The sequence below is a fragment of the Streptomyces sp. NPDC001292 genome, from assembly GCF_042896465.1.
Taxonomy (GTDB): domain Bacteria; phylum Actinomycetota; class Actinomycetes; order Streptomycetales; family Streptomycetaceae; genus Streptomyces.
On record NZ_JBIAXG010000009.1, the window covers coordinates 57,339 to 81,270 of the forward strand.

Genomic DNA, 23,932 nt, shown 5'->3' on the forward strand with positions numbered 1-23,932 from the left:
AAACCCCCGACGGAAACGCGAACTGGTGTGCACAGAAGGGCTTTCGGGACGTAGTTTGTCGTCGGACAATCCGCGCGACGGAGAACGGACGGTATTCATGACCCACCCCGCGACGAGCCCCGACCCAGCGGCGCACCCGAAGTTCGACACGACGGTGCCGCACTCGGCTCGGATCTGGAACTACTGGCTGGGTGGCAAGGACAACTACGCCGTCGACCAGGAGGCCGGCGACGCCTACACCGCCGTCTTCCCCGGCATCGTCACCATCGCCCGCAGCAGCCGCGCCTTCCTGCGCCGCAACATCACCTACCTGGTCGCCGAGGCGGGCATCCGGCAGTTCCTGGACGTCGGCACCGGCCTGCCGACGGCCGACAACACCCACGAGGTCGCCCAGCGCATCGCCCCCGAGGCCCGGATCGTCTACGTCGACAACGACCCGATGATCCTGGCCCACGCCCGCGCCCTGCTCTACTCCACCCCGGAGGGAGCGACCGCCTACGTCGACGCCAACCTGCAGGACCCGGACCGCATCATCGCGGCCGCCGCCGCGACGCTGGACTTCACCCGTCCCACCGCCCTCATCCTCAGCAACATCCTGGGCCACGTGGCCGACTACGACCAGGCGCGCTCCATCGTCTCCCGGCTGATGGACGCACTGCCGTCCGGCAGCTACCTCTCCATCAACGACGGTTCCCTGGGCACCGACCCGGACTTCGAAGAGGCCCAGGAGGGCTACAACAAGAGCGGCGCCGTCCCGTACAACCTGCGCACCGTCGACCAGTTGACGGCGTTCTTCGACGGGCTGGAGCTCGTGGAGCCCGGGGTCGTCTCGGTTCCGCACTGGCGTCCGGACCCCGAAGCCCCCGCCGCGGAGGCCATCGCCGAGCACGGCGGCCTCGCGCGCAAGCCGTGACGCCTGTGCGAGCCGTTTCGCGGCCGTGACCGAAGCACCGCACCGGCGGTCCGGTCACGGCCGCGGCCATTGGGCCCGGGTGCGCCTCAGGCGGCCCGGTCCTTGCGCAGGAAGCGGCGCAGTCGCCGCAGCGGCCAGGTGTTGATCACATCGTCCGGGGTCAGCCATCCGCGCTGCGCCGTGCCGACTCCGTAGCGCAGGTAGGCGAGGTGGAGGAGGGAGTGGGCGTCGGAGTCGACGGCGAACTTCGCCCCGTGGCTCCTGGCCCGCAGGATGTCCTCGTCGCCCAGGTCGAGGCGGTCCGGCTGCGCGTTGATCTCCAGGGCCGTGCCGGTACGGGCGCAGGCGGCGAACACCTCGTCGAGGTCGGCGTCGATGCCCGGCCGCCTGCCGATCAGGCGGGTGGTGGGGTGGCCGATGACATGGATGTGGGGGTTCTCGCAGGCGCGCACGAGCCGCCGGGTCATCGCCTTCCGGCCGAGGCCGAAGTGGGAGTGCACCGAGGCCACGCAGATGTCGAAGCCCGCGAGGAACTCGTCGGGCCAGTCCACGTCCCCGTCCGGGCCGATGTTGAGCTCGGTGCCGTGCAGCAGCCGCATTCCGTGGTGCCGGCCGTCCAGCGACCGCACCTGCTCGCGCTGGGCGAGGACCTTCTCCTCGGTCATGCGCTGCATGGCGAGGTCGGGTGCGTGGTCGGTGACCGCGTAGTACGCGTAGCCCCTGTCGGCGGCCGCGGCCACCATCTCCTCCAGCGGGGCGAGACCGTCGGTGAGGTCGGTGTGGGTGTGCAGGTCGCCCTTGACGTCGTCCTCCGTGACCACCTCGGGCAGCTCGCCGCGCAGGCCGGCCTCGATCTCGCCCCGGTCCTCGCGCAGCGTGGGCGGGATCCACGGCAGGCCGAGCCTGGCGTACACCTCGTCCTCCGAGCGGGAGGCGACCCGTGCTCCGCTCTCGGCGTCGAACAGGCCGTACTCGGAGAGCTTCAGCCCCAGGTGGACGGCGATCGTCCGGGTGCGGATGTTGTGTGCCTTGGAGCCCGTGAAGTACTGCAGCCCGGCACCCCAGGAGTCCGGTCGTACCACGCGCAGGTCGACCTGGACGCCCTTGACGGTACGGATCGAGGTCTTCTTCGCGCCGTGCGCGATGACCTCGGCGGTCGAGGGCAGCTCGGTCAGCGCGGCCATGAAGGGCGCCGACCGGTCGGCGGCGACGAGGACGTCGATGTCCCCGATGGTCTCCCTCATACGGCGCAGCGATCCGGCGTACGCGCAGTGCGTGCAGCCGGTGATCCGGGAGAGTTCGGCGACGACGTCCTCGGCGGACTCCATGGCGGTGCCCAGCAGGATCCGCTCCCCGGCCTGCTGCATGAGGGCGATGCCGTGCAGGATGTTCTCCTCGGTCTTCTTCCCGAAGCCCTTCAGGTCGCGCAGCTTCTCCGCCTTGATCGCGTCGGCCAGCTCGGCCACCGAGGAGATGTGCAGGTCCTCGTAGAGGGTCATCGCCTTCTTGGGGCCGAGGGTGGGGATGGTGATCAACTGCCGTACCCCGGCCGGGATCCTGGCCCGCGTTTCCTCCACCACCGTGACGTTGCCGGTGCGGAAGTACTCGACGACCTTCTCGGCGATCGACCTGCCGACGCCCGGGATCTCCTTCAGACCCGCGACATCGAGGCGGGAGACGTCGGCGGGGTGGCCGCCGATAGCACGGGCGGCCTTCTCGTAGGCGCGCGCCTTGAACGCGTCGCCTCCGGTGATGGCGATGAGGTCCGCGTACTCCTGGAGGAGCGCCTCGACCTCCTCGTTGGCCCGAACCACGTCTCACAGTCTAGGAACCGACCCGTCCGGCGGGCCAGGTGCGACGATGACTGCGGGGGGCGAGCCCGACGGCATGCTCACCCTCCGGCCCCGCAGGGAGAGCAGTGCGATGTCCGAAGCCGACCGTCCAGCCGAGGCTCTCGTGCGGGCCGTTCGAGCGGCCGGCGTCAGTGACGAGCGGCTGCTCCAGGCCTTCCGCACGACGCCCCGGGCGGCGTTCGTGCCCACCGGCCACCGCGCGGACGCCTACCGCGACGTGCCCCTTCCGATCGGCCACGGACAGGTGACCACCCAGCCCTCGCTCTCCGCCATGATGATCGACGGCCTCGAGCTGAGCGGGGACGAGCACGTCCTGGAGATCGGTACCGGACTCGGCTTCCAGACCGCGCTGCTCGCCGCACTGGCCGCCGACGTCGTGACCGTCGAGATGCGGCCGGACCTCGCGGAGGAGGCACGGCGCAACCTCGCCGCTCAGGGCCTGCGGAACATCGAGCTGCGCGTCGGGGACGGCAGCGGCGGAGTGCCGGACCGCGCTCCGTACGACGCCGTCGTCGTGTCCGCCGCCTTCCCGGAGGTACCCGCGCCGCTGGCCGCGCAGCTGCGTCCGGGCGGCCGCCTCGTACAGCCCATCGGGTCCGGCGGCCGGGAGCAGGTCGTGTCCTTCCTGCGCACAGCGCGGGGACTGGAACCGCGGCGGACAGTCACGCCCGCGTGCTTCGTGCGCCTGCGAGGGCGGTACGGCTTCTCCTCCTGAGCCCTTTTTGAGCCCTTTCCGAAACCTTCGTCAACAGGGCCGGCGGGGAGGTCACTGCTCCACGATCCGGACTACGGCGAGCGTGATGTTGTCCGGCCCGCCGGCCGCGATGGCGGCCTTCCACAGTTCGAAGGCCGCCCGGCCGTCGTCGAACTCCCGCAGCAGGTCGTCCAGGACGTCGTTCGGCACCGGGTCGGTCAGGCCGTCGGTGCAGATCAGGTACCGGTCGCCCGGGGCGAGAGGACAGGCGGTCACATGGGGGGTGACGGCACGGTACTTCCGGCCGCCGCCCAGGGCCTGGGTCAGGAGCGACGTCGTGCGCTGCCCCGGCGGGGGCGGCGGGTTGTCGTCCACGCTGACCTGGAGCAGCCCGCCCCGTGGTGCGGCGAAGATCCGGCTGTCGCCCACGTTGAACGCCAGCAGCGACCCGGGCAGTACGACGGCGCCCGCGACCGTGGTGCCCATCGTGGCAGGGCCGTCGCCTTCCGCGGCCGTGTACACCCGGCGGTTGCAGGCGTGCAGCGCCTCGCGGACGTCGTCCTCGTCGGTCAGGCCGGGCCCGGCCTGCGCGAGCTGCCGGACCACCAGGGCGCTGGCCACGTGGCCGCCGGGCTGGCCGCCGATTCCGTCGGCGACCGCTACGACGAGGGGCGTACCGAGGGGGAACACCAGCGTCTGCGGATTCTCGGTCACCGTGGCGCACAGGGTCCACGGCCCGGCGACCAGGCTGTCCTCGTTGTGTTCGCGGATCAGTCCCGGATGGCTCAGCGCACTCACAGCGACGTACGTCATCACAGGCCACCGCCTTCCCCTGCCCGGGCGGATCGTGCGCCGACACCATTGTCGTGTGGCCCGCCGGGCGGTGCAGCCCGGGCACCCCGGCCCCCGGGAGCGGGGCGGCAGGCCGGTCGGATCGGTGCGAGACTGATCAGGTGGGTGACTGGCGAGCCGGCCAGGAGTTCGCCGGGAGGTCGCCGTGAGCGGCTTCGGGTGGGCGCGGGGCGGCGGTGCAGTCGGGAGCGACCATGAGGCTTTCCTTTCTCGAACCTTTGTACAAGCAGTCCGGTCCGTTCGCGTCGGTGTATCTGGACACTTCCCGCGACAGCGCCGTCGCGGATCCCGAGACGGCCATAGCACTGCGGTGGCGGCATCTGCGGGACACCCTGATGTCCGAGGGGGCGGACCGGAGCACCATCACCGCGGTGGCGGACCTGGTGGGCAGCGACACGGAGGTCCCCGGTACACACGGCCAGGCGGTGTTCACCGCGCACGGCCACGCGGCCCTGCTGGACGAGCTGCCGGCCCCGCCCACGCGGGACACGGCCCACTTCGGAACGCTGCCGGACACCATGCCGCTGATCGTCCAGCACGCGCCCGGTATCCCGTACCTGGCGGTGCACGTCCGCTACGGCGGACGTCACTCCACGGACGCGACCGGCACCGTACGCGTCGACGCCGAGGCCGGCACATGGCCCCTGACCAAGGTCGCGCCCGGGCACCGACTGCACGAGGAGATCCCAGTGGGCGACTGGCCGCGGGCGGCTCAGGTGATCGGCCGGGAGCTGGAGGGCCACGCACGGCGCATCGACTGCGAGGCGGTCGTCGTCGCGGGAGACGTGTGGGCCCGTGGCATCCTCGTCAACCGGCTTCCCGTACCCCTGCGCGGACATGTCACCACGGCGGAGGGCACGGGCGAGTCGGTGCCGGGGCGGGCCCTGCTGGAGCAGCGGCTCGAGAGTCTCTTCAGCGGACGCATGGCCGCGCACGACCGGGGCCTGCTGGACGTCTTCCTGGCCCAGCGGGCACACGGCGGAGCGACGGCCGAGGGGCTTGCCGCCGCGGTGTCGGCCCTGCAACGGGGCCGGGTCAAGGCACTGTTCCTCAACAACCACCCCGAGTCGCCGCTGCGCCTGTGGGTCGGCCCGGAACCCGGCCAACTCGCCCTCACCGAAGAGGAATTGCGCTCCTACGGCGTGCAGGACCTGCGTGCGGAGCGCGCCGACGCGGCGCTGACCCGGGCGCTGGTGGGCACGCGGGCGGAACTGGTCCTGGTGCCCGAGCGGGAGGCGCGGCTGCACGAGGGCGTGGGCGTTCTGCTGCGCTATCCGCTGCCCCGGAACGGCCAAGGCGCACCGGGGGCGCGACGGCCGTGAGCCTCAGCGCTTCAGCGTGACAGCCTCGCGGGCCGCCGTCCTGGGGCCGCCCGACGCGGGCGCACCGGCCGTTCGTCCCCCGCCGGGGCGGGACCTCGGGCCCACCGTCCCCCGCCCCCGGGCCGGTCGGCCCACCTCCGCCGCGGCCCGAACGCGCGAGACTGGAAGAGGGCGCGGAGTAGTACGGGGACGGCGTCCCGACGACCACGGTCCCGGTCCCGGAGGAGAAGACGGGCACCAGGACCATCCCGGTGCGGCACGCTTGAGCAGGGGCGCTCGCCGCACCCGGGTGCGCGGCCGGTGTGACGCCGGCCGCGCACCCGCCGGGGGACGAGTGAGGGGACAAGGAAGGTGACCGTCATGCTGAGACCCGTCGTGGCCGGCCTGGACGGTTCACGCGAGAGCCTCGCCGCGGCCCACTGGGCGGCCAGGGAAGCCCTCCGGCGACGGCTGCCGCTGCGGCTGGTGCACGCCTGGGAAGGCCTGCCCGACATCTCCGGAAGAGCGGACCTGCCCGAGGTGCGCGTGCCGCAGTCCCGCGCGCGGCGGATGCTGCGGGACACGGTCGCCCAGCTCGCCGAGTCGTACCCGCGGCTGGACCTGTCCAGCGAGCAGGTGCACCGGCAGCCGGGTCCCGCACTGCTCGACGAGGCGGAGAACGCCGAGTTGCTGGTCATCGGCAGCCAGGGGCTCGGCGCGGTCGGAGGCTTCGTCCTGGGGTCGGTGGCCATGGCGACCGCCGTACACGCCGAGCGGCCCGTCGTCCTCGTGCGAGCGGGTGAGACCGCGGAGAGCGAACATCTGCCGGACGTCTCCGGACGTGCCTCGGCACAGACCCCCCACCGCGACGTGGCGGTCGCCGTCGACACCGACGGCCCCTGCGACGACGTCCTGGACTTCGCCTTCCGCGCCGCCGAACTGCGCAGGGCGCCCCTGCGCGTGGTGCACGCCTGGCACGTGCCGCTGACCCACGGGCTGCCGGACGCGGGGACCCGCGGATCGCTCAGGCAGGAGGCGGAGCGGGGACTCGCCGCGCTGCTGGAGCCCTGGCGGCAGAAGTTCCCCGCCGTGTACGTGGCTGAGATCCTGCACGAGGGGCGCCCGGCCCACGTTCTGCCGCGCGCCGTGAGCGGGTCGGGCCTGCTGGTGGTGGGCCGCCGCAGGAGGCACCCCGCGATCGGCGCGCACGCGGGTCAGGTCACGCACGCCCTCGTCCACCACGTCACCCGCCCGGTCGTGCTCGTACCCCACGACTGACGCGATCCACGACTGGCGCGACCGACGCGACCCCGCGGGCCGTGTCCACGACCCGCGGGCGACGACACCGGCGGCGGGCGACGACACCGGCGCGGTGCGCTCCACGACTGGCGCGACCGACGCGACCCCGCGGGCCGTGTCCACGACCCGCGGGCGACGACACCGGCGCGGTGCGCTCAGCGCGGTTCGGTCACCGCCGAGCCGCTGGTGAGGTTGCACTCGACGTCGACGACGCCCTCGACGGCCCGTACCAGGCGGGCGGCCACGGGCACCAGCGAGGTGTCCCGGATACGGCCGATGAGGGTGACCACGCCGTCGGAGACGCCGACGTGGATGGGTTCGAGAGGGGCGGGGAAGAGGTAGGAGACGATCTCCCGGCGGATCTCCTCGGCCAGGTCGTCGTCCGACCGCAGGAAGACCTTCAGCAGGTCGCCCCGGCTGACCATGCCCTCCAGCATTCCCTCGCTGTTGACGACGGGCAGCCGCTTGACCCGGCGCTGGGCCATGATGCGCGCGGCCTCGGCGAGCGTGGCGTCGGAGTGGACGGTGACCGCGGGGGAGGTCATCAGCTCCTCGGCCGTCACCGCGCCCGCCTTGGCCAGGTCGGACGGCCTGTGCCGCTGGGTGAACCGGTCGGGGTCGCTGTCGCGGAACTCCTCCTTGGGCAGCAGGTCGGCCTCGGACACGACCCCGATCACGCGTCCTTCGCCCTCCAGCACCGGAACGGCGCTGACCTTCCACTGCGCCATGAGGTTGATCAGCTCCTTGAACGGGGCGTCGCGGCCGACGGCCACGACGGTGTGCGTCATGACGTCGCTCACGATGTGCGGGCTGCCGTGCACGGTCTCCTCCTCGGGGCGTCGGTACGGCCTCGTGTCGTTCACCGGCCCCCGCTGCCGTAGGGGGCGTACAGGTCGAGCAGCCGGATACGGGCCGCGTGCAGCCGGTGGGCGACCACCCCGGCGACCCAGACGGCGACGGCGCGGCCGAACTCGGGATCCTCCCCGCACAGCTTGCGCACGGCCTCCGCGTCGAACTCGTAGGCCCGCACCGGGCTCGCGGCCTCGGCGCCCAGCTGCCACACGTACGGCGGGAAGTGCCAGGACCAGCCGACCAGTTCGCCGTGGCCCAGCGATTCGATGACGGCGGCGCTCCGGCCCGGGACGTGCAGGTCGAGGGTGACGGTGCCGGTCCGGACGATCCAGAACCGGTCGGCGTGCCGGCCCTCGTGGAACAGACGGGCGCCCATGTCGAAGGAGGTCTCGCGGGCGAACCGCATGAGCCGCGCACGGTGCTCGGCCGGAAGGGCCGCGGCCCGGGTGGTGGTGGAGGTCATCGCTCCGGCTCCTCTCGTTCCTGCCGCCTCGCTCGGTCGGCGAGTTCGTCGTGCGGCGCCGCGGCGTCCCCGGTGCCGCACGTCGCGCACGGTGGGTCCGGCGACCGTGCGGCCGGGCCCACCGAGGGGCCTGAACAGGGCGGCGAGTCCGCTCCTGACCAGGCCCGCGGTGGTGGGGCTGTCCGTCATCGTCCCTCTCCGGGATGCCGCCGCCCTGCTGTATCCAGCCTGTTCCCGTACGGGCCGCGCCGCCACGGGCCGCTCGGGCCCGCCAGGGGGCCCTTCGGCCCCGAAGAGCCCCCTGGCGGGCCGTCGCCGCACGCCGTGAGGACGTCCGTCAGGCGGGCGCGGGACCGGCCAGCTCGACGATGTCGTCGGACGCCACGTCGTGCAGCCGGATGGCGAGGTCCTCCAGGGCCCTGCTGACGGCGAGTTCGTCCCCGATCTCGGGAATCGGGCGGTCGACCGGGTTGCGCCGGGCCACGCCCCGACCGGTGACCGTCGACGTCTCGCGGGTGGTGAGGACGGCACGTGCGTGGGTGTCGTCGCCGTCCTCGGTGATGTAGATCTGCACGGTCCACTGCTTGGCTTCCATCGTGACCACTTCCGTGCGAGTTCCGTACGAGTCGTTGCCGCCACTCCTCACCTTGCGCGCACGCCCGCGGCCGCGCCAGAGCCGAAAGGCCCACCCGGGCCGCCGGCCGGCAGCCCGGGCGAGGGTCACGGGGCGAGCGAGAAGTAGTTCTCCTCCTCCTGCGCGAAGTGCAGGCGCAGCACGGTGTGCAGGCCGTAGAGGCAGGCGAGCAGGTCCTCGGACTGCTCGGGTGCGAGGGTGCCCTCCGCGTCGGCCAGCGAGAGGTGAGTGGCGATGCGCCGGGAGAGCCGTTCGATCTCGGCGTGGGCCCGGCTCATGGTGGCGGTCGCCTCGGGCCCGCCGAGTGCGGGCGTCAAGGCCGGGTAGAGCTGGTGCTCTTCGGCGTACTCATGGGGCAGCAGCCGTTCGGTGAGCAGCCGGTGCACCTCCCGCACCGACGCCAGGGCGTCCGGGCCGGGGCGTGCGGAGAGCCGCGCCGCGGCCGCGCGCACCGCCTCCAGGACGTCCTGCAGCTCGTCGTGCTCGGCGGCGAAGCGCTGGATGAGGGCCTCAGTGGTGGGTTCGAGCGCCGGCTGGGCCGCCCGGTCCGCGCGCAGGGCGCGCAGCGCGTTGAGGATCACCACCACGTCGATCCCCTCCTGGAGCAGGGCGCCCACCGCGGGCGGCAGCAGTCCGAAGGCGGCCGCCGCCATGGCGGCCAGGGACATCAGCATGCCCCCGAGGGCACTCTGCACCGCGATGCGCCGTGCGCGCACCGCGACCGCCGCCGCGTCGGCCAGCCGGTCCAGGCGATCGGTGGTCAGGACGATGTCGGCGGCCTCGGAGGAGGCGGTGGATCCGCGCGCCCCCATCGCCACCCCGACGTCCGCGGCGGCGAGCGCGGGCGCGTCGTTGACGCCGTCCCCGACCATCACGGTGACCGCGCGCTCCTGCTCCGCGCGGACCGCGGCCACCTTGCCGGCCGGGGAGAGTTCGGCGCGCACGCCGTCGAGTCCGAGGACGGCGGCGACCTCACGGGCGGGCTCGGGCCGGTCCCCGGTGAGCATGACGATCCGTTCGATGCCCGCCGTGCCCAGCCGGCGCAGCGTCCGGGGGGCGTCGTGCCGCACCGGATCGCGTAGCAGCACGGCACCGACGGGCCGGCCCTCGACCGTGAGCCAGGCCACCGCGGCGCCGTCCAGCATCGCCCGGTTCTCGACCGCCCGGGCCCACGCGGGAGCCGCCGTACCGGCGGGCAGCCGGCCGATGGTCGCTCCGCGCCCGCCGACGACGCCGGAGATCCCCCGGCCGGCCTCCTCCGACACCTCCAGCGCCACGCCCGGATCCAGCCCGCGCTCGTGCGCCGCGTCGACGATGGCCCGCGCCAGGACGTGCGGCGAGTACTGATCGAGGGTCGCCGCCAGGTGCAGCACGTCGGCGGGCTTCCAGCCGGGCGCCGCGGTCACGTCGACCACGCGCGGCCGGCCGCCGGTGAGCGTGCCGGTCTTGTCGAGCAGCAGCGTACGGGCCCGTCCAAGGCTCTCCAGGGCGCCGCCGTCACGGACCACCACGCCGAGCCGGGAGGCCCGGGACAGGCCGGAGACGATCGCGACCGGAGCGGCGAGCAGCAGGGGGCACGGCGTGGCGACCACGAGGACCGCCACCGCCCGAACCGCGGACCCGCTGAGCAGCCAGGCCAGTGCGGCGGTCGCCATGGACAGCGGCAGGAACCAGGCCGCGTAGCGGTCGGCCAGGCGGACGACGGGGGCCGACTCGGCGCCCGCCTGCCGGGCCAGCCGCACGATCTCGGCGTACGTGCTGTCCTGCTCGGTCGCCGCGGCGCGCAGCTCGAAGGCGCCGCCGGCGTTGACCACACCGCTGCGCACCTCTTGACCCCGCGCCCGCTCGACGGGTGTGGCCTCGCCGGTGAGCACCGACTCGTCGAGCACGGCCGGGGAGTCCACCAGCCTGCCGTCCACGGGGACGACCTCGCCCGGACCCACCACCAGCAGGTCGCCGACGCCGACCTCGCCGAGCGCCACAGTGCGGACGACGGCGCCGGTACGGCGGCGGGCCGTGCGGGGCGCGCGCTCCAGCAGGGCGACCAGGTCGTGGGAGGCACGCCGCTGGGCCGCGGCTTCAAGGGTGCGGCCGGTGGCGAGCATCAGGGCGATGAGCGCACCGGCGAGGAACTCGCCGACCGCCAGGGTGCCGCCGAGCGCCAGTACCGCGATCAGGTCGACGCCCGTACGGCCCTGGCGCAGCGCGGCCACCACCCAGCCCAGCGCGGGCACGACGGCGGCGACGGTGCCAAGTCCCCAGCACACGTCGGCCAGGCCGGTGTTCCCGGACAGCCAGGAGACGCCCCCGGCGATCAGGGCCGAGGCGGTGACGGCCAGGAGCACGGGCTGGAATTCGGCGGTGGTCGGAGTCAGTGCCCTGGCCAGGCGGCGCAGCGGCCTGCCCGTGCCGCGGCTCCCGGCCGGAGTGCTCACGGGAGCCGCCGCGCGCGGCTCGGCAGCGGGGCGGGGCGGCGGGGGAGCACCGTGGCCGCCCACGCGGTGAGGCGGGCGGGTCCGGCGACGGCTCCCGTCATGGGGTACCTCCTGTTGCGGGCGCAGGCCGGACGCCACGTCCCGGCCGCGCGGTCCCGTACGTCGGTCCTCCCAGTCTCCGGCCGGCCGGGAGCCGCAGCCAGGGCCGAACGGCACTCCCCGGGACCCGTCCGGACCCTGCCGTGCCGAGCGCCGGGACATCGAGCGGGCGCCCCCCGCCGACGCCAGCCGATCCGCCGCACTGCCTGGGGACACACGCGAGGGCGGGCCTCGGAAGGCCCGCCCTCGTCCGATCGGCCGGCTCGTCGCTTACTTGACGACGGTGACCCGGTCGGCTGCGGTCGGCGCGTACGGCGCGGCGGCCGAGGAGTTCGCCGTCAGGTAGTCGACCAGGGCGGCCAGGTCGTCGCTGCCGACGAGCGGGTCGGTGCCGTCGGCCAGTTCGGTGAAGCCGTCACCGCCGCCGGCCAGGAAGGAGTTCATGGCGACGCGGTAGGTGGCGGCGGGGTCGATCGGCTTGCCGTTCAGCCTGATGGAGTCCGTGACGACGCGGTCGGCTCCCGTCTTGGTCAGGTCCAGGGTGTAGGTGAGGCCGTCGGAGATCTGCAGGTACTTGGGGGCGGCGGCGTTGCTGCCGCTGACCTGCTGCTTGAGTACGGTGATCAGCTGGGTTCCGGTCAGGGACTTGAGGTTGACCGTGTTGCCGAAGGGCTGCACCGCGAAGCCCTCGCCGTAGGTCACCACGCCGTCGCCCTCCTTGCCCGATGCGGCGTAGACCAGGTCGGTACGGATGCCGCCCGGGTTCATCAGCGCCAGGACGGCGCTGCTGTCCAGGGACTTGGCGTGCGCCAGCTGCGCGTCCGCGATCAGGTCGCCCAGCGGCGACTCGATGGTGCCCGAGGGGCCTCGGCCGATTTCCGCGGAGATGTATCCGATGGGCTTGTTGGCGACCGGGGCGGCCAGGGCCTGCCAGTCGTCGAGCAGCCGGGTCATGTCCCTCGCCCTGCGCTGGGTGCGGTCGACGACGTGGTTGGAGCCCTTGACCGTGGCGCGGACGATGTCGTCGGTGCGCGGGTCGTACTTCATGTCCAGCTGGGTGTAGAGCCGGCCGAAGGAGGCGGCGCTGGTCACCAGGCGGGGGTGGCCCGCCGGGTCCGGGATGGTGCAGACGTACGCGTTGTGGGTGTGGCCGGTGACGAGGGCGTCGACCTCCGGCGAGACGTTCTTGGCGATGTCCACGATCGGACCGCTCAGGCCGGAGCCGCTGCCGCTCGAGTCGCAGTCGTAGTTGTACGACGAGGAGGCCGGGAAGCCGCCCTCGTGGATGAGCGTCACGATCGCGCGCACGCCCTGGTTCTGGAGCTCCTTGGTGTACTTGTTGATCGTCTCCGCCTCGTCGAGGAACTTCAGTCCCTTGACGCCCTCGGCCGAGACGATGTCCGGGGTCTTCTCGAGGGTGACGCCGATGAAGCCGACCTTCGCGCCCTTGACGTCCTTGACGACGTACGGCTCGAGGAGCGGCTTGCCGGTCTTCTCGTTGACCACGTTGGCCGACAGGATCGGGTACTCGGCGCCCTTGAACTCGCGTCCGTCGACGTAGCAGCCGTCGACCGGGTGGCAGCCGCCGTTCTGCAGGCGCAGCAGCTCGTCCTTGCCCTCGTCGAACTCGTGGTTGCCCACGCCCGTGACGTCCAGACCGAGCTTGTTCATCGCCTCGACGGTCGGCTCGTCGTGGAAGAGGCCGGACAGCAGGGGGCTGGCGCCGACCAGGTCGCCGGCGGCGACGGTCAGCGAGCGGTCGTGGCCCTTGCGCGCGGTGCGCAGGCTGTTCGCCAGGTACTCCACGCCGCCCACGTTGTCGATGTCCTTCGTGGTGCCGTCGGCCTGCAGCTCGGTCACCCGGCCGGAGGATCCGGTCGGCGGCTCCAGGTTGCCGTGGAAGTCGTTGATGGCGAGGAGCTGGAGGTCCTGCGTGGGGGCCGAGTCGGCGTCGGGGCCGGCCTGGGCGGGGTCGGCCCCGACGAGCGCGCCGGCGGTGGCCAGCGTGGCGGCCGTGGCGAGAGCCACGACGATGACTCTTCGCGGAGCCGGGCGGCGGGAGTGGGTCGGCGACATGGTGCCTTCCTGATGGGACTGGAACTAGGTAGGGGCAGCAGGCCGCAGCCTAGAGTCAACGCGCGTAGTTGTCAGGAACTTTGCGGTTACGGACATGTTTCCATCCAGGGGACCCTCGCCGTTCAGGGCGATTTTGACTGATTCGCCTGGACGTCGAAGGCGGTCGTCGCGGTAAGCCGACGGTGAGGAATCCGTGAGAAGTCGTCACTCGGCTCGGGGTGCGATGACGCCTTCGGGCGCGGCCCCCTCGGCCTCCGCCGCGCCGTCGGGGTGCCCGACTGCCCGGGAGGTTCGGCCCGTTGAGTGGCCCTTTCCCGGGCGTGGCGCCGTGTTGACGCGACGCGTCGGACGCCCTCACCCCGCCGCCTTGTGTGCGGCCGTGGGCGGCTACCGTCCGCAGGGGGCATGAAACGACTTGTCCCCTGTGGGTGGATGGAGAGCGAAACGCATGGTTTCTGGCGCGGTGGCCGAACTGTCGGCCGGGCAGCTCGCCGAGCCGACCCTCGGCCGTCTGCTGTCCTCGTGGCAGGCCGACGTCCCGGCGCTGGTCCTGGTGGCCGTCCTCGGCGGGCTGTACGGCTGGGGCGTGCTGCGGCTGAGGAGACGCGGCAGGAGCTGGTCGCCCGCCCGTACCGCCGCCTTCGCGCTGCTCGGACTGGGCACGCTGTTGGTGGCCACGACGTCGGCGCTGGCCGTGTACGACCACGTCCTGTTCTGGCCCGCCGCCGTGCAGAACATCCTGCTCGACCTGGTCGCGCCCCTCGGTCTGGCCCTCGGCGACCCGCTGCGGCTCGCGGTGGAGGCGCTGCCGGAGGGCAGGGCAGAGCGGGTACGGCGGGTGATGACCGGGCGGCTGGTGCGCGTGCTCACCTTTCCCCTGGTCAGCACGGCCCTCGTGCTCGCCACCGAACTCGTCGTGTACTTCACGCCGTACTTCGCCACCGCGCTGCGCGTCGGCTGGCTGCACGAGCTGATGTACCTGCATCTGCTCACTGTGGGCTGCCTTTTCGTCGTCCCGGTGCTCACCCACGAGCAGACCCTGCCGTCCTGGTGCACTCATCCGGTGCGGGCCGCGCTGGTGTTCCTGGACGGCATCGTCGACGCGGTGCCGGGAGTCGTGGTGATGACTCACGGGACGCTGATCGCGGGGGCCTGGTACCAGTACCACGCGCCCGCCTGGGCCACGGACGTCCACCACGACCAGCAGATCGGCGGCGGCGCGATGCTCAGCATCGCCGAACTGGCCGCGCTCCCCTTCATCCTGGCGATCCTGGTGCAGTGGGCGCGCGCCGAACGCGTCCGGAACGCCGCCCTCGACCGCCGCCTCGACCAGGAACTCGTCCGCGTCGCCGTACCGTCCCGGCCGGCCGGCGAACAGGTCCCGTCGTCCGCGCCCGCGCTCGTCCGCCCCTGGTGGGAGACCGAGCAGAACGAGGTGGCCGACAGGATCCGGCGGCAGCGCGGCACCGGCTGAACTCCGGTTCCGCCCAGGCCGGTTGCGCGCTCCCCGGTTCTCCCGCGACAGGATGCCGGCTCGTCCGTCGTGGGCGCGGCTGCTGACGTCCCAGCGGCTGCCGGTCCACCAGCAGGTGCTGGTCGTTCCCCGGGGACGACGCCGACGAGGCGGACGCCCCCGTACCGAGAGGTTCCCGCACCGGGCCGCGCGACGCCCCCGCAGCCGTCACCGCGGCCGGCCGCCGACCTGCGTGGCGTCGTGGTCGAGCAGGATTTCGGTGATGACGTGCCGGGCGACGTGGGCCATGAACGGGTTGGTGCCGCGGTAGGACGACAGCTCCATGAGGGCGACCGACAGTGCCCAGCCGCGTCCCCGGGCCCAGGCCGCGTCGTCCACCATCAGGGCGGCGCGGAAGAGGGGCCGGGCGGTGTCCGGCACCACGTACCACGCCGCGAGGAGATCGACGGCGGGGTCCCCCAGCCCGAGGCAACCGAAGTCGATCACCGCGCACAGGCGGTTCCGGGCCAGCAGCATGTTCCCGGGCTGCAGATCGGCATGGATCCACACCGGCGGCCCGGTCGGCTCCGGTACCCGCAGCGCCTCCTCCCAGACAGCCTCGGCCGCGTGCGGGTCGACGGCGCCGTGCACGGCGGCGATGGCCGCGCGGGTCGCGGCGTCCCGCGCGGCCAGGGGTTCACTGCGGTAGGAGGGCGGCCCGTCCGCGGGATCGATCCGGTGCAGGGCGGTGACGAACCGCGCCAGGTCCGTCGCCAGCCGGCGCGGCTCGGCGACGGCGCCGACCGCCGGGATCTCCCCGTCGATCCAGCGGTAGACGGACCAGGGCCACGGGAAGCCCTCGGCCGCCGCCCCCTTGCCCAGCGGCACGGGCACGGTTAGCGGCAGCGACGGCGCGAGCCGGGGCAGCCAGGTGTGCTCCTTCTCGACGTCCTCGGCGGCTCCGGCGGTGCGGGGGAGCCGTACGACCATGTCCTGGCCGAGCCGGTACATGACGTTGGAGGTGCCGGCGGAGCCGATCCGCCGGACGGAGAGCCCGGTCCACCGCGGGAACTGAGCGGCGATCAGCCGCCGCACGAGTGAGTCGTCGAAGTCCGGCTCGTCCGGGCACGGGGTGTCGGCACACATGGACAGCCATCGAACGAGGTGTCCCGCGGGCCCGTCAACCCGTTTTGCCCGGCGGCCAGGGCCCCGCCGGGCGCCGTGCCCGCCCGCGGGAGCCGAATGGCGAGGGCCGGTCGGCGGGGAGACGATGAGAGCGAGGGGCTCGGCCCCCGCCGGTACCGTGCGCGTCCGCGCGGAGACGGAGACCGGCCCCGGCCGCAGGGATCACGGCCGGAAGGGAGATCCCGTCATGCTGGAAGTGAAGACGGTCGAGAAGCCGGACGAGCGGCGCGACTTCCCAAGGGGCCACCCCGAAGCCGTCCAGCTCACGGGACTGGACTTCGCCGTGGTCACCTTCGAACCGGGCTGGCGCTGGTCCGAGTCGGTCGGCCCGATCGCCGGGACGCGCAACTGCCTGGTCCACCACAACGGCTATGTCGTGCAGGGCCGTATGCACCTGGCCATGGACGACGGCGGCGAGGCCGAGGTGGGGCCCGGCGACGTCTTCGTCTGCTCGCCCGGACACGACGCCTGGGTCGTGGGCGACGAGCAGGTCGTGCTGTACGACTTCGCGGGCTCCATGGCACAGCGGTACGCGAAGCAGAGCGGGAGGTAGCCGGTCACTTCCCGCTCACCAGCACCACCTCCAGGGTGCGCGGCCCGTGCACGCCCTCCACCCGGTCCAGTTCGATGTCACTGGTGGCGGAGGGGCCGGAGATCCAGGTCAGCGGGCGGGTCGGATCGAGGCGGTCCAGTGCCTGCGGCACGGAGGAGACGACCTGTTCCGGGACGCACACCACGCAGATGTGATGGTCGGGGACGAGCGTGATCCGGCGGCGGCCCTGGTCGGGGGAGCCGTCCAGGACGAGGGTGCCGGTCTCGGCGATCGCGACCGCGCAGCCGGTGACGACGCTGTCGATCCGGTCGAGTTCGCGCGGGGTGCTGTCCGGCCGGTCCGCGACCCGGGTGACCTCGACGGCGGCCAGCCAGTCCGGTTCCAGGCCGGGCGGCACCAGGACGGTCTTCGAGCCCCGTTCGCCGAGCAGGTGGGCGATCAGCCGGGGCAGCCCCTCGGCGTCGCAGCGGTGCACGATCGCCCGGTAGTCGGTCAGGTTCTCGGCGAGCAGGTCGACCGTCTCCTCGGTGCTCCGGTCGCCGTGCTGCCGCAGATAGTCGCGGGAGACCGCCCGCTCGTACTGCGGGTCCCTCCCAGGCCGTTCAGGCACCGGGGGAGTGTCGTCCGGCGGTACGTCCGCCAGGGCACGCCGTACCCGGCCCAGGATCCGGTCCCTGCTGCTCACTTCGCGTCCCTTCCGCTCGAGTCCTTTCCGCCGGGTCCGCCGTGCGTGCGCTGCCACCAGTCGCGGAACGGCTCCGGCGGCACCGGCGGCAGATCGCGGGTGCCGCTCCAGGCCCGGCCGGGGCCGGGCAGGGTGCGGGGGTGGAAGCGGCGGGTGCGGGAGGCGAGCCGCTGGCCGCCGCGCAGGGCGCCGGGGCGGGTCAGGGCCCAGCGGGCCGCGCGCATGGCCGCACGCTCGGCGGCGTGCCCCTTGGCCGGCTTGAGGAGCACCTTGTTGCCCGCGCGCGTCGCCGGGCCGCCCTCGACGACGCGTTCGCGCAGGTGGACCAGCACCTCGGGGATGTCGATGGCGACCGGGCACACCTCGTAACAGGCGCCGCACAGTGAGGACGCGTACGGCAGGGAGGCGTCGATCTCGCTTGCGGTGCCGCGCAGTTGGGGGCTGAGGATGGCGCCGATCGGGCCGGGGTAGACCGAGCCGTAGGCGTGCCCGCCGGCCCGCTCGTAGACCGGGCAGACGTTCAGGCACGCCGAGCAGCGGATGCAGCGCAGGGCCTGGCGGCCGACCTCGTCGGCGAGGGTGTCGGTGCGGCCGTTGTCCAGCAGTACCAGGTGGAAGGTCTTGGGCCCGTCGCCGTCGGTGGTGCCGGTCCACATGGACGTGTACGGGTTCATCCGCTCGGCCGTCGAGGAGCGGGGGAGCGTCTGGAGGAAGACCTCCAGGTCGCGCCAGGTGGGCACGATCTTCTCGATGCCGACGACCGAGATCAGCGTCTCGGGCAGGGTCAGGCACATCCGCCCGTTCCCCTCGGACTCCACCACCACCAGCGTGCCGGTCTCGGCGACGACGAAGTTGGCGCCGGAGATGCCGACCTTGGCGCGCAGGAACTTCTCCCGCAGGTGCAGGCGGGCGGCCTCGGCGAGTTCGGCGGGCGTGTCGGTGAGGCCCTCGGGGGCCGGGCGGCCCCACCGGCTCATCTCGGAGCGGAACACGTCCCGGATCTCGCCGCGGTTGCGGTGGATCGCGGGCACCAGGATGTGCGAGGGCCGGTCGTGGCCCAACTGCACGATCAGCTCGGCGAGATCGGTCTCGTAGGCCCGGATGCCCTCGGCCTGGAGGGCCTCGTTGAGGCCGATCTCCTGGGTGGCCATCGATTTGACCTTGACGACCTCCCTCTCGCCCGTGGCCTTGACCAGTCCGGCCACGATCCGGTTGGCCTCGTCGGCGTCGGCGGCCCAGTGGACGGTGCCGCCCGCGGCGGTGACCGCCTCCTCCACCCGCACCAGATACCGGTCCAGATGACGCAGGGTGTGGTCCTTGATCTGCCGGCCCGCCGCACGCAGCGCCGCCCAGTCCGGCATCTCCGCCACGGCCGCGGCCCGCTTGGCGCGGATGGTGTGCGTGGCGTGGCGCAGATTGCCGCGCAGGGTGGTGTCGCGCACGGCTTCGTGCGCGGCCCGGGGGAAGGACGGGAACGCCGAGGAGCCGGGCATTCCCACGAACGTCGCGCTCATGCCGCCACCTCCTCCTCCGTGCCGGCCAGGATCTCCGCGATGTGCACCGGCCGCATGCGGGTCCCGAGGCGGGTCATCGTGCCACCGATGTGCATCAGGCACGAGTTGTCGCCCGCGCACAGCACCTCCGCGCCCGTCGACTCGGCGTTGCGCACCTTGTCGGCGCCCATCGCCGCCGAGACGTCGGGGTTCTTCACCGCGAAGGTGCCGCCGAAGCCGCAGCACTCCTCGGCCCCGGGCAGCTCCACCAGCTCCAGTCCCTTCACCGCCCGCAGCAGCCGCAGCGGCCGGTCGCCCAGGCCCAGGCTCCGCAGTCCGTGGCAGGTCGGGTGATAGGTCACCGTGTGCGGGTAATACGCGCCCACGTCCGTCACCCCCAGCACGTCCACCAGGAACTCCGTCAGTTCGTACGTCCTGGGCACCACCGGGGCCAGGGTGGCCGCGAGCCCGTCCCCGCGTCCCTCGGCCCGTGCCCGCGCACCCATGCGCGGATACAGCTCCCGCACCATCGCTCCGCAGGAACCGGACGGTGTCACGATCGCCTCGTAGTCCCGGAAGACATCGGAGAAATGCCGGGCCAGCGGCTCGGCCCCATGCCGGTACCCGGTGTTGTAGTGCGCCTGTCCGCAGCAGGTCTGGGCCATCGGGAAGTCCACCTCCACGCCCAGCCTGGTCAGGAGTTTCACCACCGCGCGCCCGGTGTCCGGATAGAGCGTGTCGTTGACGCAGGTCAGGAACAGAGCGACACGCATCGCGGCTCCTCGTCGTCGGTCATCGGACGAGTGAAGCCTAGTCAGGCGAGGGGTCCGACGGGAGACCCCGGTCTCCGGCGTGGCGGGGCGTCCGGGCCGACGGCCGCCGGCCCCTCGACCGGGCGTTCAGCACGATCGCGCGATCCCACGGTCGGACGGCGGAGGAACATGTGCTGAACTGGGACGCGGCCGTAAACCCTCCGTCCCGGGAGAACCCTTGACCGTCAGCTACCGCCACCCCGGCGTCGTCCTCACCGACCGCACCTTCACCGTGCCGCTCGACCACGACGACCCGGCCGGGGAGACGATCGAGCTCTACGCACGGGAGGCCGTCGCGGGGGACAAGGCGGGCAAGGACCTCCCGTGGCTGGTCTATCTCCAGGGCGGTCCCGGCTTCGGGGCGAACCGTTTCATCGGACGGCAGGCCTGGTTCGGCCGGGCCCTGGAGGACTACCGGGTCCTGCTGCTGGACCAGCGCGGCACCGGCCACTCCGCCCCCGCCAACCGCCAGACCCTGCCGCTGCGCGGCGGCGCCGCCGCGCAGGCCGACTACCTCACGCACTTCCGCGCCGACTCGATCGTCCGCGACTGCGAGGCGATCCGTCCCGAGGTGACCGGCGGCGCGCCCTGGACCGTCCTCGGGCAGAGCTTCGGCGGCTTCTGCACCGTGAACTACCTGTCCACGCACCCCGAGGGCATGGCCGCCGCCCTGATCACCGGCGGCCTTCCCTCGCTCGACGCCCACGCCGACGACGTCTACCGGGCCGCCTACCCGCGCATCGAGCGCAAGGTCGCCGCCCACTACGCCCGCTACCCGCAGGACGTCGACCGCGCCCGCCGTATCGCCGACCACCTGCTCACCCACGACGTGGTGCTCCCTAACGGCTACCGGCTGACCGTGGAGGCCTTCCAGTCGCTCGGCATCATGCTCGGCGGCGGCGACGGCAGCCACCGCCTCCACTTCCTCCTCGAGCACGCCTTCGTCCGCACCCCGAACGGCCCGGAACTGTCCGACGCCTTCCAGGAAGAGGTCCAGGGTCTGCTGTCGTACGGCGGCCACCCGCTGTACGCCCTTGTCCACGAGGCGATCTACGGCCAGGACGCCCGGCCCACCGCCTGGTCGGCCGAGCGGGTCCGCGCGGAGTTTCCGCAGTTCGACGCCGCCAAGGCCCTCGCCGGCGACGGGCCGGTGCTGTTCACCGGCGAGACCGTGCACCCCTGGATGTTCGACTGCGACCCGGCGCTGCGTCCGCTGCGCGAGACCGCCGACGTGCTCGCCGCCCGCACCGACTGGCGGCCCCTGTACGACCCCGCCCGCCTCGCCGCGAACGAGGTCCCGGTCGCCGCGGCGGTCTACCACGACGACATGTACGTCGACACCGCCCACGCCCTCGGCACCGCCCGCGCGATCCGCGGCCTGCGCACCTGGGTCACCGACGAGTTCGAGCACGACGGCGTCCGGGCCGGCGGGCCCCGCGTCCTGGACCGGCTGCTCGGGCTCGTCCGCGGCGACGTGTGACGTCGGCGGCGCCGACCGGTCCGCGGCCACGCCCGAGGCCTAGGATTGCTCGATGCTCGGGACGTACGGGGGAACGGGGTGGGAAGGACATGGCCGGCATGGGTGACGGGGAAGTCCTGGCACGGCGCTTCGAGGAGCACCGCGGGCAGTTGCGGGGGGTGGCCTACCGCATGCTCGGCTCGGTGCCCGAGGCAGAGGACGCCGTCCAGGAGACCTGGCTGAAGCTCACCCGCACGGACACCGGCGCCATCCGCAACCTCGGCGCCTGGCTCACCACCGTGACCGGCCGGGTCTGCCTCGACCTGCTGCGCGCCCGCAGCGCCCGCCGCGAGGAGCCGATCGACGACACCTTCGTCCCGGACCCCGTGATCCGGCCCCTGAGCCCGACCGACCCGGAGCAGGAGGCGGTCCGCGCGGACTCGGTGGGGCTCGCCCTGCTCGTCGTCCTGGAGACGCTTCAGCCCGACGAGCGGCTGGCGTTCGTGCTCCACGACCTGTTCGCGGTGCCCTTCGACGACATCGCGCCGATCGTGGAGCGCAGCGCCGCGGCGACCCGGCAGCTCGTCAGCCGCGCCCGCCGCCGGGTGCAGGGCGCCACCCCGTCCGCCGAAGCTGATCTCGCCCGGCAGAAGCAGGTGCTCGACGCCTTCCTCGCCGCCTCGCGCGGCGGCGACTTCGAGGCGCTGGTGGCCGTCCTCCACCCGGACGTGGTGCTGCGGGTCGACTCCGGCGCGCTCGTCCGGGGCGCGGCCGCATCCAAGGTGGTCCGGGGGGCGAGGACGGTGGCCGCCCAGGCCCTCACCTTCGCGCAGTACGCCGGGACGGCCCGCCTGGTGCTGGTCAACGGCTCGGTCGGGGTGGCCAACGCCCCCGAGGGCGGGCCGCGGTCGGTCATGGGCGTCGTCGTCGCCGACGGCCGGATCACCCACCTGTACATCCTGGCCGACCCCGAACGCTTGGGGCACCTGGACCTGGCCGCCGCTCGGGAGGGCTGAGCGGTCCCGGGCCGGGAATTCGGTTGCCGGGCGGGCGACGGCCCTGCCAAGGTCGCCGTCATGCCCGACCACCTCGCGTACGACGCGACGACGCTCGCCCACCGCGCCCTCGGAGCGGGGCCTCCGGTCATCTGCCTGCCCGGCGGACCCATGAGGGCCTCGGAGTACCTCGGTGACCTCGGCGGTCTGTCCGCGCACCGGCGGCTGGTGCTGCCGGATCTGAGGGGCACCGGAGGATCGGCGGTTCCGCGCGACCCCGCGAGCTACCGCTGCGACCGGCTCGTCGACGACGTCGAGGCCCTGCGCGAGCATCTCGGCGTGGAGCGCGTGGACGTGCTCGCGCACTCCGCCGGCGCGAATCTGGCGGCGCTGTACGCGGCCCGCCACCCCGAACGCGTCGGCAGACTGGCGCTGATCACGCCGAGCGTCCTGGCCGTGGGCATCGAGGTCACCGGCGAGGACCGGCGCGAGACGGCGCGGCGGCGCAAGGACGAGCCGTGGTTCGCGGCGGCGTACGCGGCCCTGGAGGAGATCACGGCGGGCCGGGCGACGGACGCCCACTGGCAGGCGCTCGCCCCGCTCCGCCACGGCCGCTGGGACGCGGCGGCCCGGGCCCTCGACGCCGCCGACGCGGACCAGAAGAACGCCGAGGCCGCGGCCGCGTACGTCGCCGACGGCGCCTTCGACCCGGACGCCACCAGGGCGGCGCTCGCCCGGTTCACCTCCCCGGTGCTCGTGCTCGCCGGCGAGGTCGACCTGAACTCGCCTCCCGCCGCCATGGCCGAGTACGCCGGGCTCTTCCCGCACGCCGAGCTGGTCGTCCAGCCCGGCGCGGGGCACTACCCGTGGCTCGACGACGCAGACCGGTTCGTGGCGGTCATCGCCGCCTTCCTGCGGTGAACCGCCCGTCCGGACCCCGTACCGCGGGCCTTTAGGCTGAATGTCATGCAAGATCAGAAAGTCGCCCGGCGCGACCGGAGCGGACTGCGCGGCGACTGCGCCCAGTGCTTCGGGCTCTGCTGTGTCGCCCTGCCCTTCGCCGCCTCCGCGGACTTCGCCCTGGACAAGCCCGCGGGAAAGCCGTGCCCGAACCTTCGGGACGACCACCGGTGCGGCATCCACACGCGGCTCCGGGAGCAGGGCTTCACCGGGTGCACGGTCTACGACTGCTTCGGTGCGGGGCAGAAGGTCTCGCAGGTCGTCTTCGGCGGACGGGACTGGCGCGCGGGGTCGGGGGAGGACGCCCGGCGCATGTTCGAGGTGTTCCCGGTGGTGCGGCAACTGCACGAGCTGCTGTGGTACGTGACCGAGGCGCTCACCCTGAGCGCCGCCCGCCCGGTGCACGGCGAGCTGCGCCGGGCGCTGGAGCGGACCGAACAGCTCACTCTCCTGCCGCCCGAGGAACTCCTCGCGCTGGACGTCGGCGCGCACCGCCAGGAGGTCGACGTCCTGCTGCTGCGCACCAGTGAGCTGGCGCGGACCGGGGTGCGGCGCGGGAAGGGCAGGCCGAAGGACCGGCGGGGCGCGGACCTGATCGGGGCCAGGCTGAAGCGGGCGGACCTGCGCGGGGCCAGTCTGCGCGGCGCCTGCCTGATCGCCGCCGACCTCACCGGAGCCGATCTGCGGGACGCGGATCTGATAGGCGCCGACCTGCGGAACGCGAATCTGACGGACGCCGATCTGACCGGCGCGTTCTTCCTGACCCAGCCGCAGGTCGACGCCGCCCGGGGCAGTGCCGGCACCCGGCTGCCCGGATCGCTCTCCCGTCCCGCGCACTGGACGGCGCGGAGCTGACCCACCGCCGC

21 protein-coding genes are annotated in these 23,932 nt (G+C 73.3%); 10 read left to right on the top strand and 11 right to left on the bottom strand.

Annotated features, from left to right (window positions below):
• Positions 1-97 precede the first annotated feature (97 nt).
• Entirely contained in the window at positions 98-913 is an 816-nt protein-coding gene (locus ACFY4A_RS12790) for an SAM-dependent methyltransferase (RefSeq protein ID WP_390829441.1), read from the top strand.
• A gap of 86 nt (positions 914-999) precedes the next feature.
• Here the strand turns inward: ACFY4A_RS12790 and polX are convergent, their stop codons facing one another.
• Complete coding sequence (polX, locus tag ACFY4A_RS12795) at positions 1,000-2,727, bottom strand: DNA polymerase/3'-5' exonuclease PolX (RefSeq protein ID WP_390829442.1); 1,728 nt, start codon at positions 2,725-2,727, stop codon at positions 1,000-1,002.
• A gap of 109 nt (positions 2,728-2,836) precedes the next feature.
• Between polX and ACFY4A_RS12800 the strand changes: the two genes are divergently transcribed.
• The gene (locus tag ACFY4A_RS12800) at positions 2,837-3,481 is read left to right on the top strand and encodes a protein-L-isoaspartate(D-aspartate) O-methyltransferase (protein WP_390829443.1); all 645 of its coding nucleotides are present in this window, start codon (positions 2,837-2,839) and stop codon (positions 3,479-3,481) included.
• 51 nt (positions 3,482-3,532) lie between these two features.
• On the opposite strand, the gene ACFY4A_RS12805 is transcribed toward ACFY4A_RS12800, so the two are convergent.
• Complete coding sequence (locus ACFY4A_RS12805; protein WP_390829444.1) at positions 3,533-4,273, bottom strand: PP2C family protein-serine/threonine phosphatase; 741 nt, start codon at positions 4,271-4,273, stop codon at positions 3,533-3,535.
• Positions 4,274-4,506: 233 nt separating this feature from the next.
• Between ACFY4A_RS12805 and ACFY4A_RS12810 the strand changes: the two genes are divergently transcribed.
• Positions 4,507-5,634: a hypothetical protein gene (locus ACFY4A_RS12810; RefSeq protein ID WP_390829445.1), complete on the top strand. Its 1,128-nt coding sequence runs from the start codon at positions 4,507-4,509 to the stop codon at positions 5,632-5,634.
• Positions 5,635-5,994: 360 nt separating this feature from the next.
• A complete protein-coding gene (locus ACFY4A_RS12815) occupies positions 5,995-6,891 on the top strand; it encodes a universal stress protein (RefSeq protein WP_390829446.1) in 897 nt (298 codons plus the stop codon).
• 176 nt (positions 6,892-7,067) lie between these two features.
• Here the strand turns inward: ACFY4A_RS12815 and ACFY4A_RS12820 are convergent, their stop codons facing one another.
• The 5 genes from ACFY4A_RS12820 to ACFY4A_RS12840 form a co-directional block, all read right to left on the bottom strand.
• On the bottom strand, positions 7,068-7,733 hold the full coding sequence (locus ACFY4A_RS12820; RefSeq protein WP_390829576.1) for a CBS domain-containing protein: 666 nt from the start codon (positions 7,731-7,733) through the stop codon (positions 7,068-7,070).
• A gap of 38 nt (positions 7,734-7,771) precedes the next feature.
• A complete protein-coding gene (locus tag ACFY4A_RS12825; RefSeq protein WP_390829447.1) occupies positions 7,772-8,227 on the bottom strand; it encodes a cyclic nucleotide-binding domain-containing protein in 456 nt (151 codons plus the stop codon).
• Positions 8,228-8,564: 337 nt separating this feature from the next.
• Complete coding sequence (locus ACFY4A_RS12830; protein WP_390829448.1) at positions 8,565-8,822, bottom strand: DUF1876 domain-containing protein; 258 nt, start codon at positions 8,820-8,822, stop codon at positions 8,565-8,567.
• 125 nt (positions 8,823-8,947) lie between these two features.
• Positions 8,948-11,257 (bottom strand): heavy metal translocating P-type ATPase, encoded by a 2,310-nt coding sequence (locus ACFY4A_RS12835; protein ID WP_390829577.1) that lies wholly within the window; start codon positions 11,255-11,257, stop codon positions 8,948-8,950.
• Positions 11,258-11,665: 408 nt separating this feature from the next.
• Entirely contained in the window at positions 11,666-13,471 is a 1,806-nt protein-coding gene (locus ACFY4A_RS12840; protein WP_390829449.1) for a bifunctional metallophosphatase/5'-nucleotidase, read from the bottom strand.
• A gap of 448 nt (positions 13,472-13,919) precedes the next feature.
• Between ACFY4A_RS12840 and ACFY4A_RS12845 the strand changes: the two genes are divergently transcribed.
• The gene (locus ACFY4A_RS12845; protein WP_390829450.1) at positions 13,920-14,945 is read left to right on the top strand and encodes a cytochrome c oxidase assembly protein; all 1,026 of its coding nucleotides are present in this window, start codon (positions 13,920-13,922) and stop codon (positions 14,943-14,945) included.
• A 207-nt stretch (positions 14,946-15,152) separates the two neighbouring features.
• Here the strand turns inward: ACFY4A_RS12845 and ACFY4A_RS12850 are convergent, their stop codons facing one another.
• Positions 15,153-16,070, bottom strand: coding sequence for an aminoglycoside phosphotransferase family protein (locus ACFY4A_RS12850; protein WP_390829451.1), 918 nt, complete (start codon positions 16,068-16,070; stop codon positions 15,153-15,155).
• A 226-nt stretch (positions 16,071-16,296) separates the two neighbouring features.
• Between ACFY4A_RS12850 and ACFY4A_RS12855 the strand changes: the two genes are divergently transcribed.
• Complete coding sequence (locus ACFY4A_RS12855) at positions 16,297-16,662, top strand: cupin domain-containing protein (RefSeq protein WP_390829452.1); 366 nt, start codon at positions 16,297-16,299, stop codon at positions 16,660-16,662.
• A 4-nt stretch (positions 16,663-16,666) separates the two neighbouring features.
• On the opposite strand, the gene ACFY4A_RS12860 is transcribed toward ACFY4A_RS12855, so the two are convergent.
• Genes ACFY4A_RS12860 through ACFY4A_RS12870 form a run of 3 tightly spaced genes read right to left on the bottom strand, consistent with a single transcriptional unit; the run spans position 16,667 to position 19,613 of the window.
• The gene (locus tag ACFY4A_RS12860) at positions 16,667-17,347 is read right to left on the bottom strand and encodes a lactate utilization protein C (RefSeq protein ID WP_390829453.1); all 681 of its coding nucleotides are present in this window, start codon (positions 17,345-17,347) and stop codon (positions 16,667-16,669) included.
• Complete coding sequence (locus tag ACFY4A_RS12865; protein WP_390829454.1) at positions 17,344-18,861, bottom strand: LutB/LldF family L-lactate oxidation iron-sulfur protein; 1,518 nt, start codon at positions 18,859-18,861, stop codon at positions 17,344-17,346. Before ACFY4A_RS12865 ends, ACFY4A_RS12860 begins: the two co-directional genes overlap by 4 nt.
• Entirely contained in the window at positions 18,858-19,613 is a 756-nt protein-coding gene (locus ACFY4A_RS12870) for a (Fe-S)-binding protein (protein WP_390829455.1), read from the bottom strand. The genes ACFY4A_RS12865 and ACFY4A_RS12870 overlap by 4 nt, the downstream gene beginning before the upstream one ends.
• 217 nt (positions 19,614-19,830) lie before the next feature.
• Here ACFY4A_RS12870 and ACFY4A_RS12875 point away from each other — a divergent pair, with 217 nt between their 5' ends.
• The 4 genes from ACFY4A_RS12875 (at position 19,831) to ACFY4A_RS12890 (ending at position 23,921) form a co-directional block, all read left to right on the top strand.
• On the top strand, positions 19,831-21,132 hold the full coding sequence (locus tag ACFY4A_RS12875; protein ID WP_390829456.1) for an alpha/beta fold hydrolase: 1,302 nt from the start codon (positions 19,831-19,833) through the stop codon (positions 21,130-21,132).
• Positions 21,133-21,230: 98 nt separating this feature from the next.
• Complete coding sequence (gene sigJ, locus ACFY4A_RS12880) at positions 21,231-22,127, top strand: RNA polymerase sigma factor SigJ (RefSeq protein ID WP_390829457.1); 897 nt, start codon at positions 21,231-21,233, stop codon at positions 22,125-22,127.
• Positions 22,128-22,187: 60 nt separating this feature from the next.
• Entirely contained in the window at positions 22,188-23,027 is an 840-nt protein-coding gene (locus ACFY4A_RS12885) for an alpha/beta fold hydrolase (protein ID WP_390829458.1), read from the top strand.
• A 45-nt stretch (positions 23,028-23,072) separates the two neighbouring features.
• Complete coding sequence (locus ACFY4A_RS12890) at positions 23,073-23,921, top strand: pentapeptide repeat-containing protein (RefSeq protein ID WP_390829459.1); 849 nt, start codon at positions 23,073-23,075, stop codon at positions 23,919-23,921.
• The last annotated feature ends 11 nt before the right edge of the window (positions 23,922-23,932 follow it).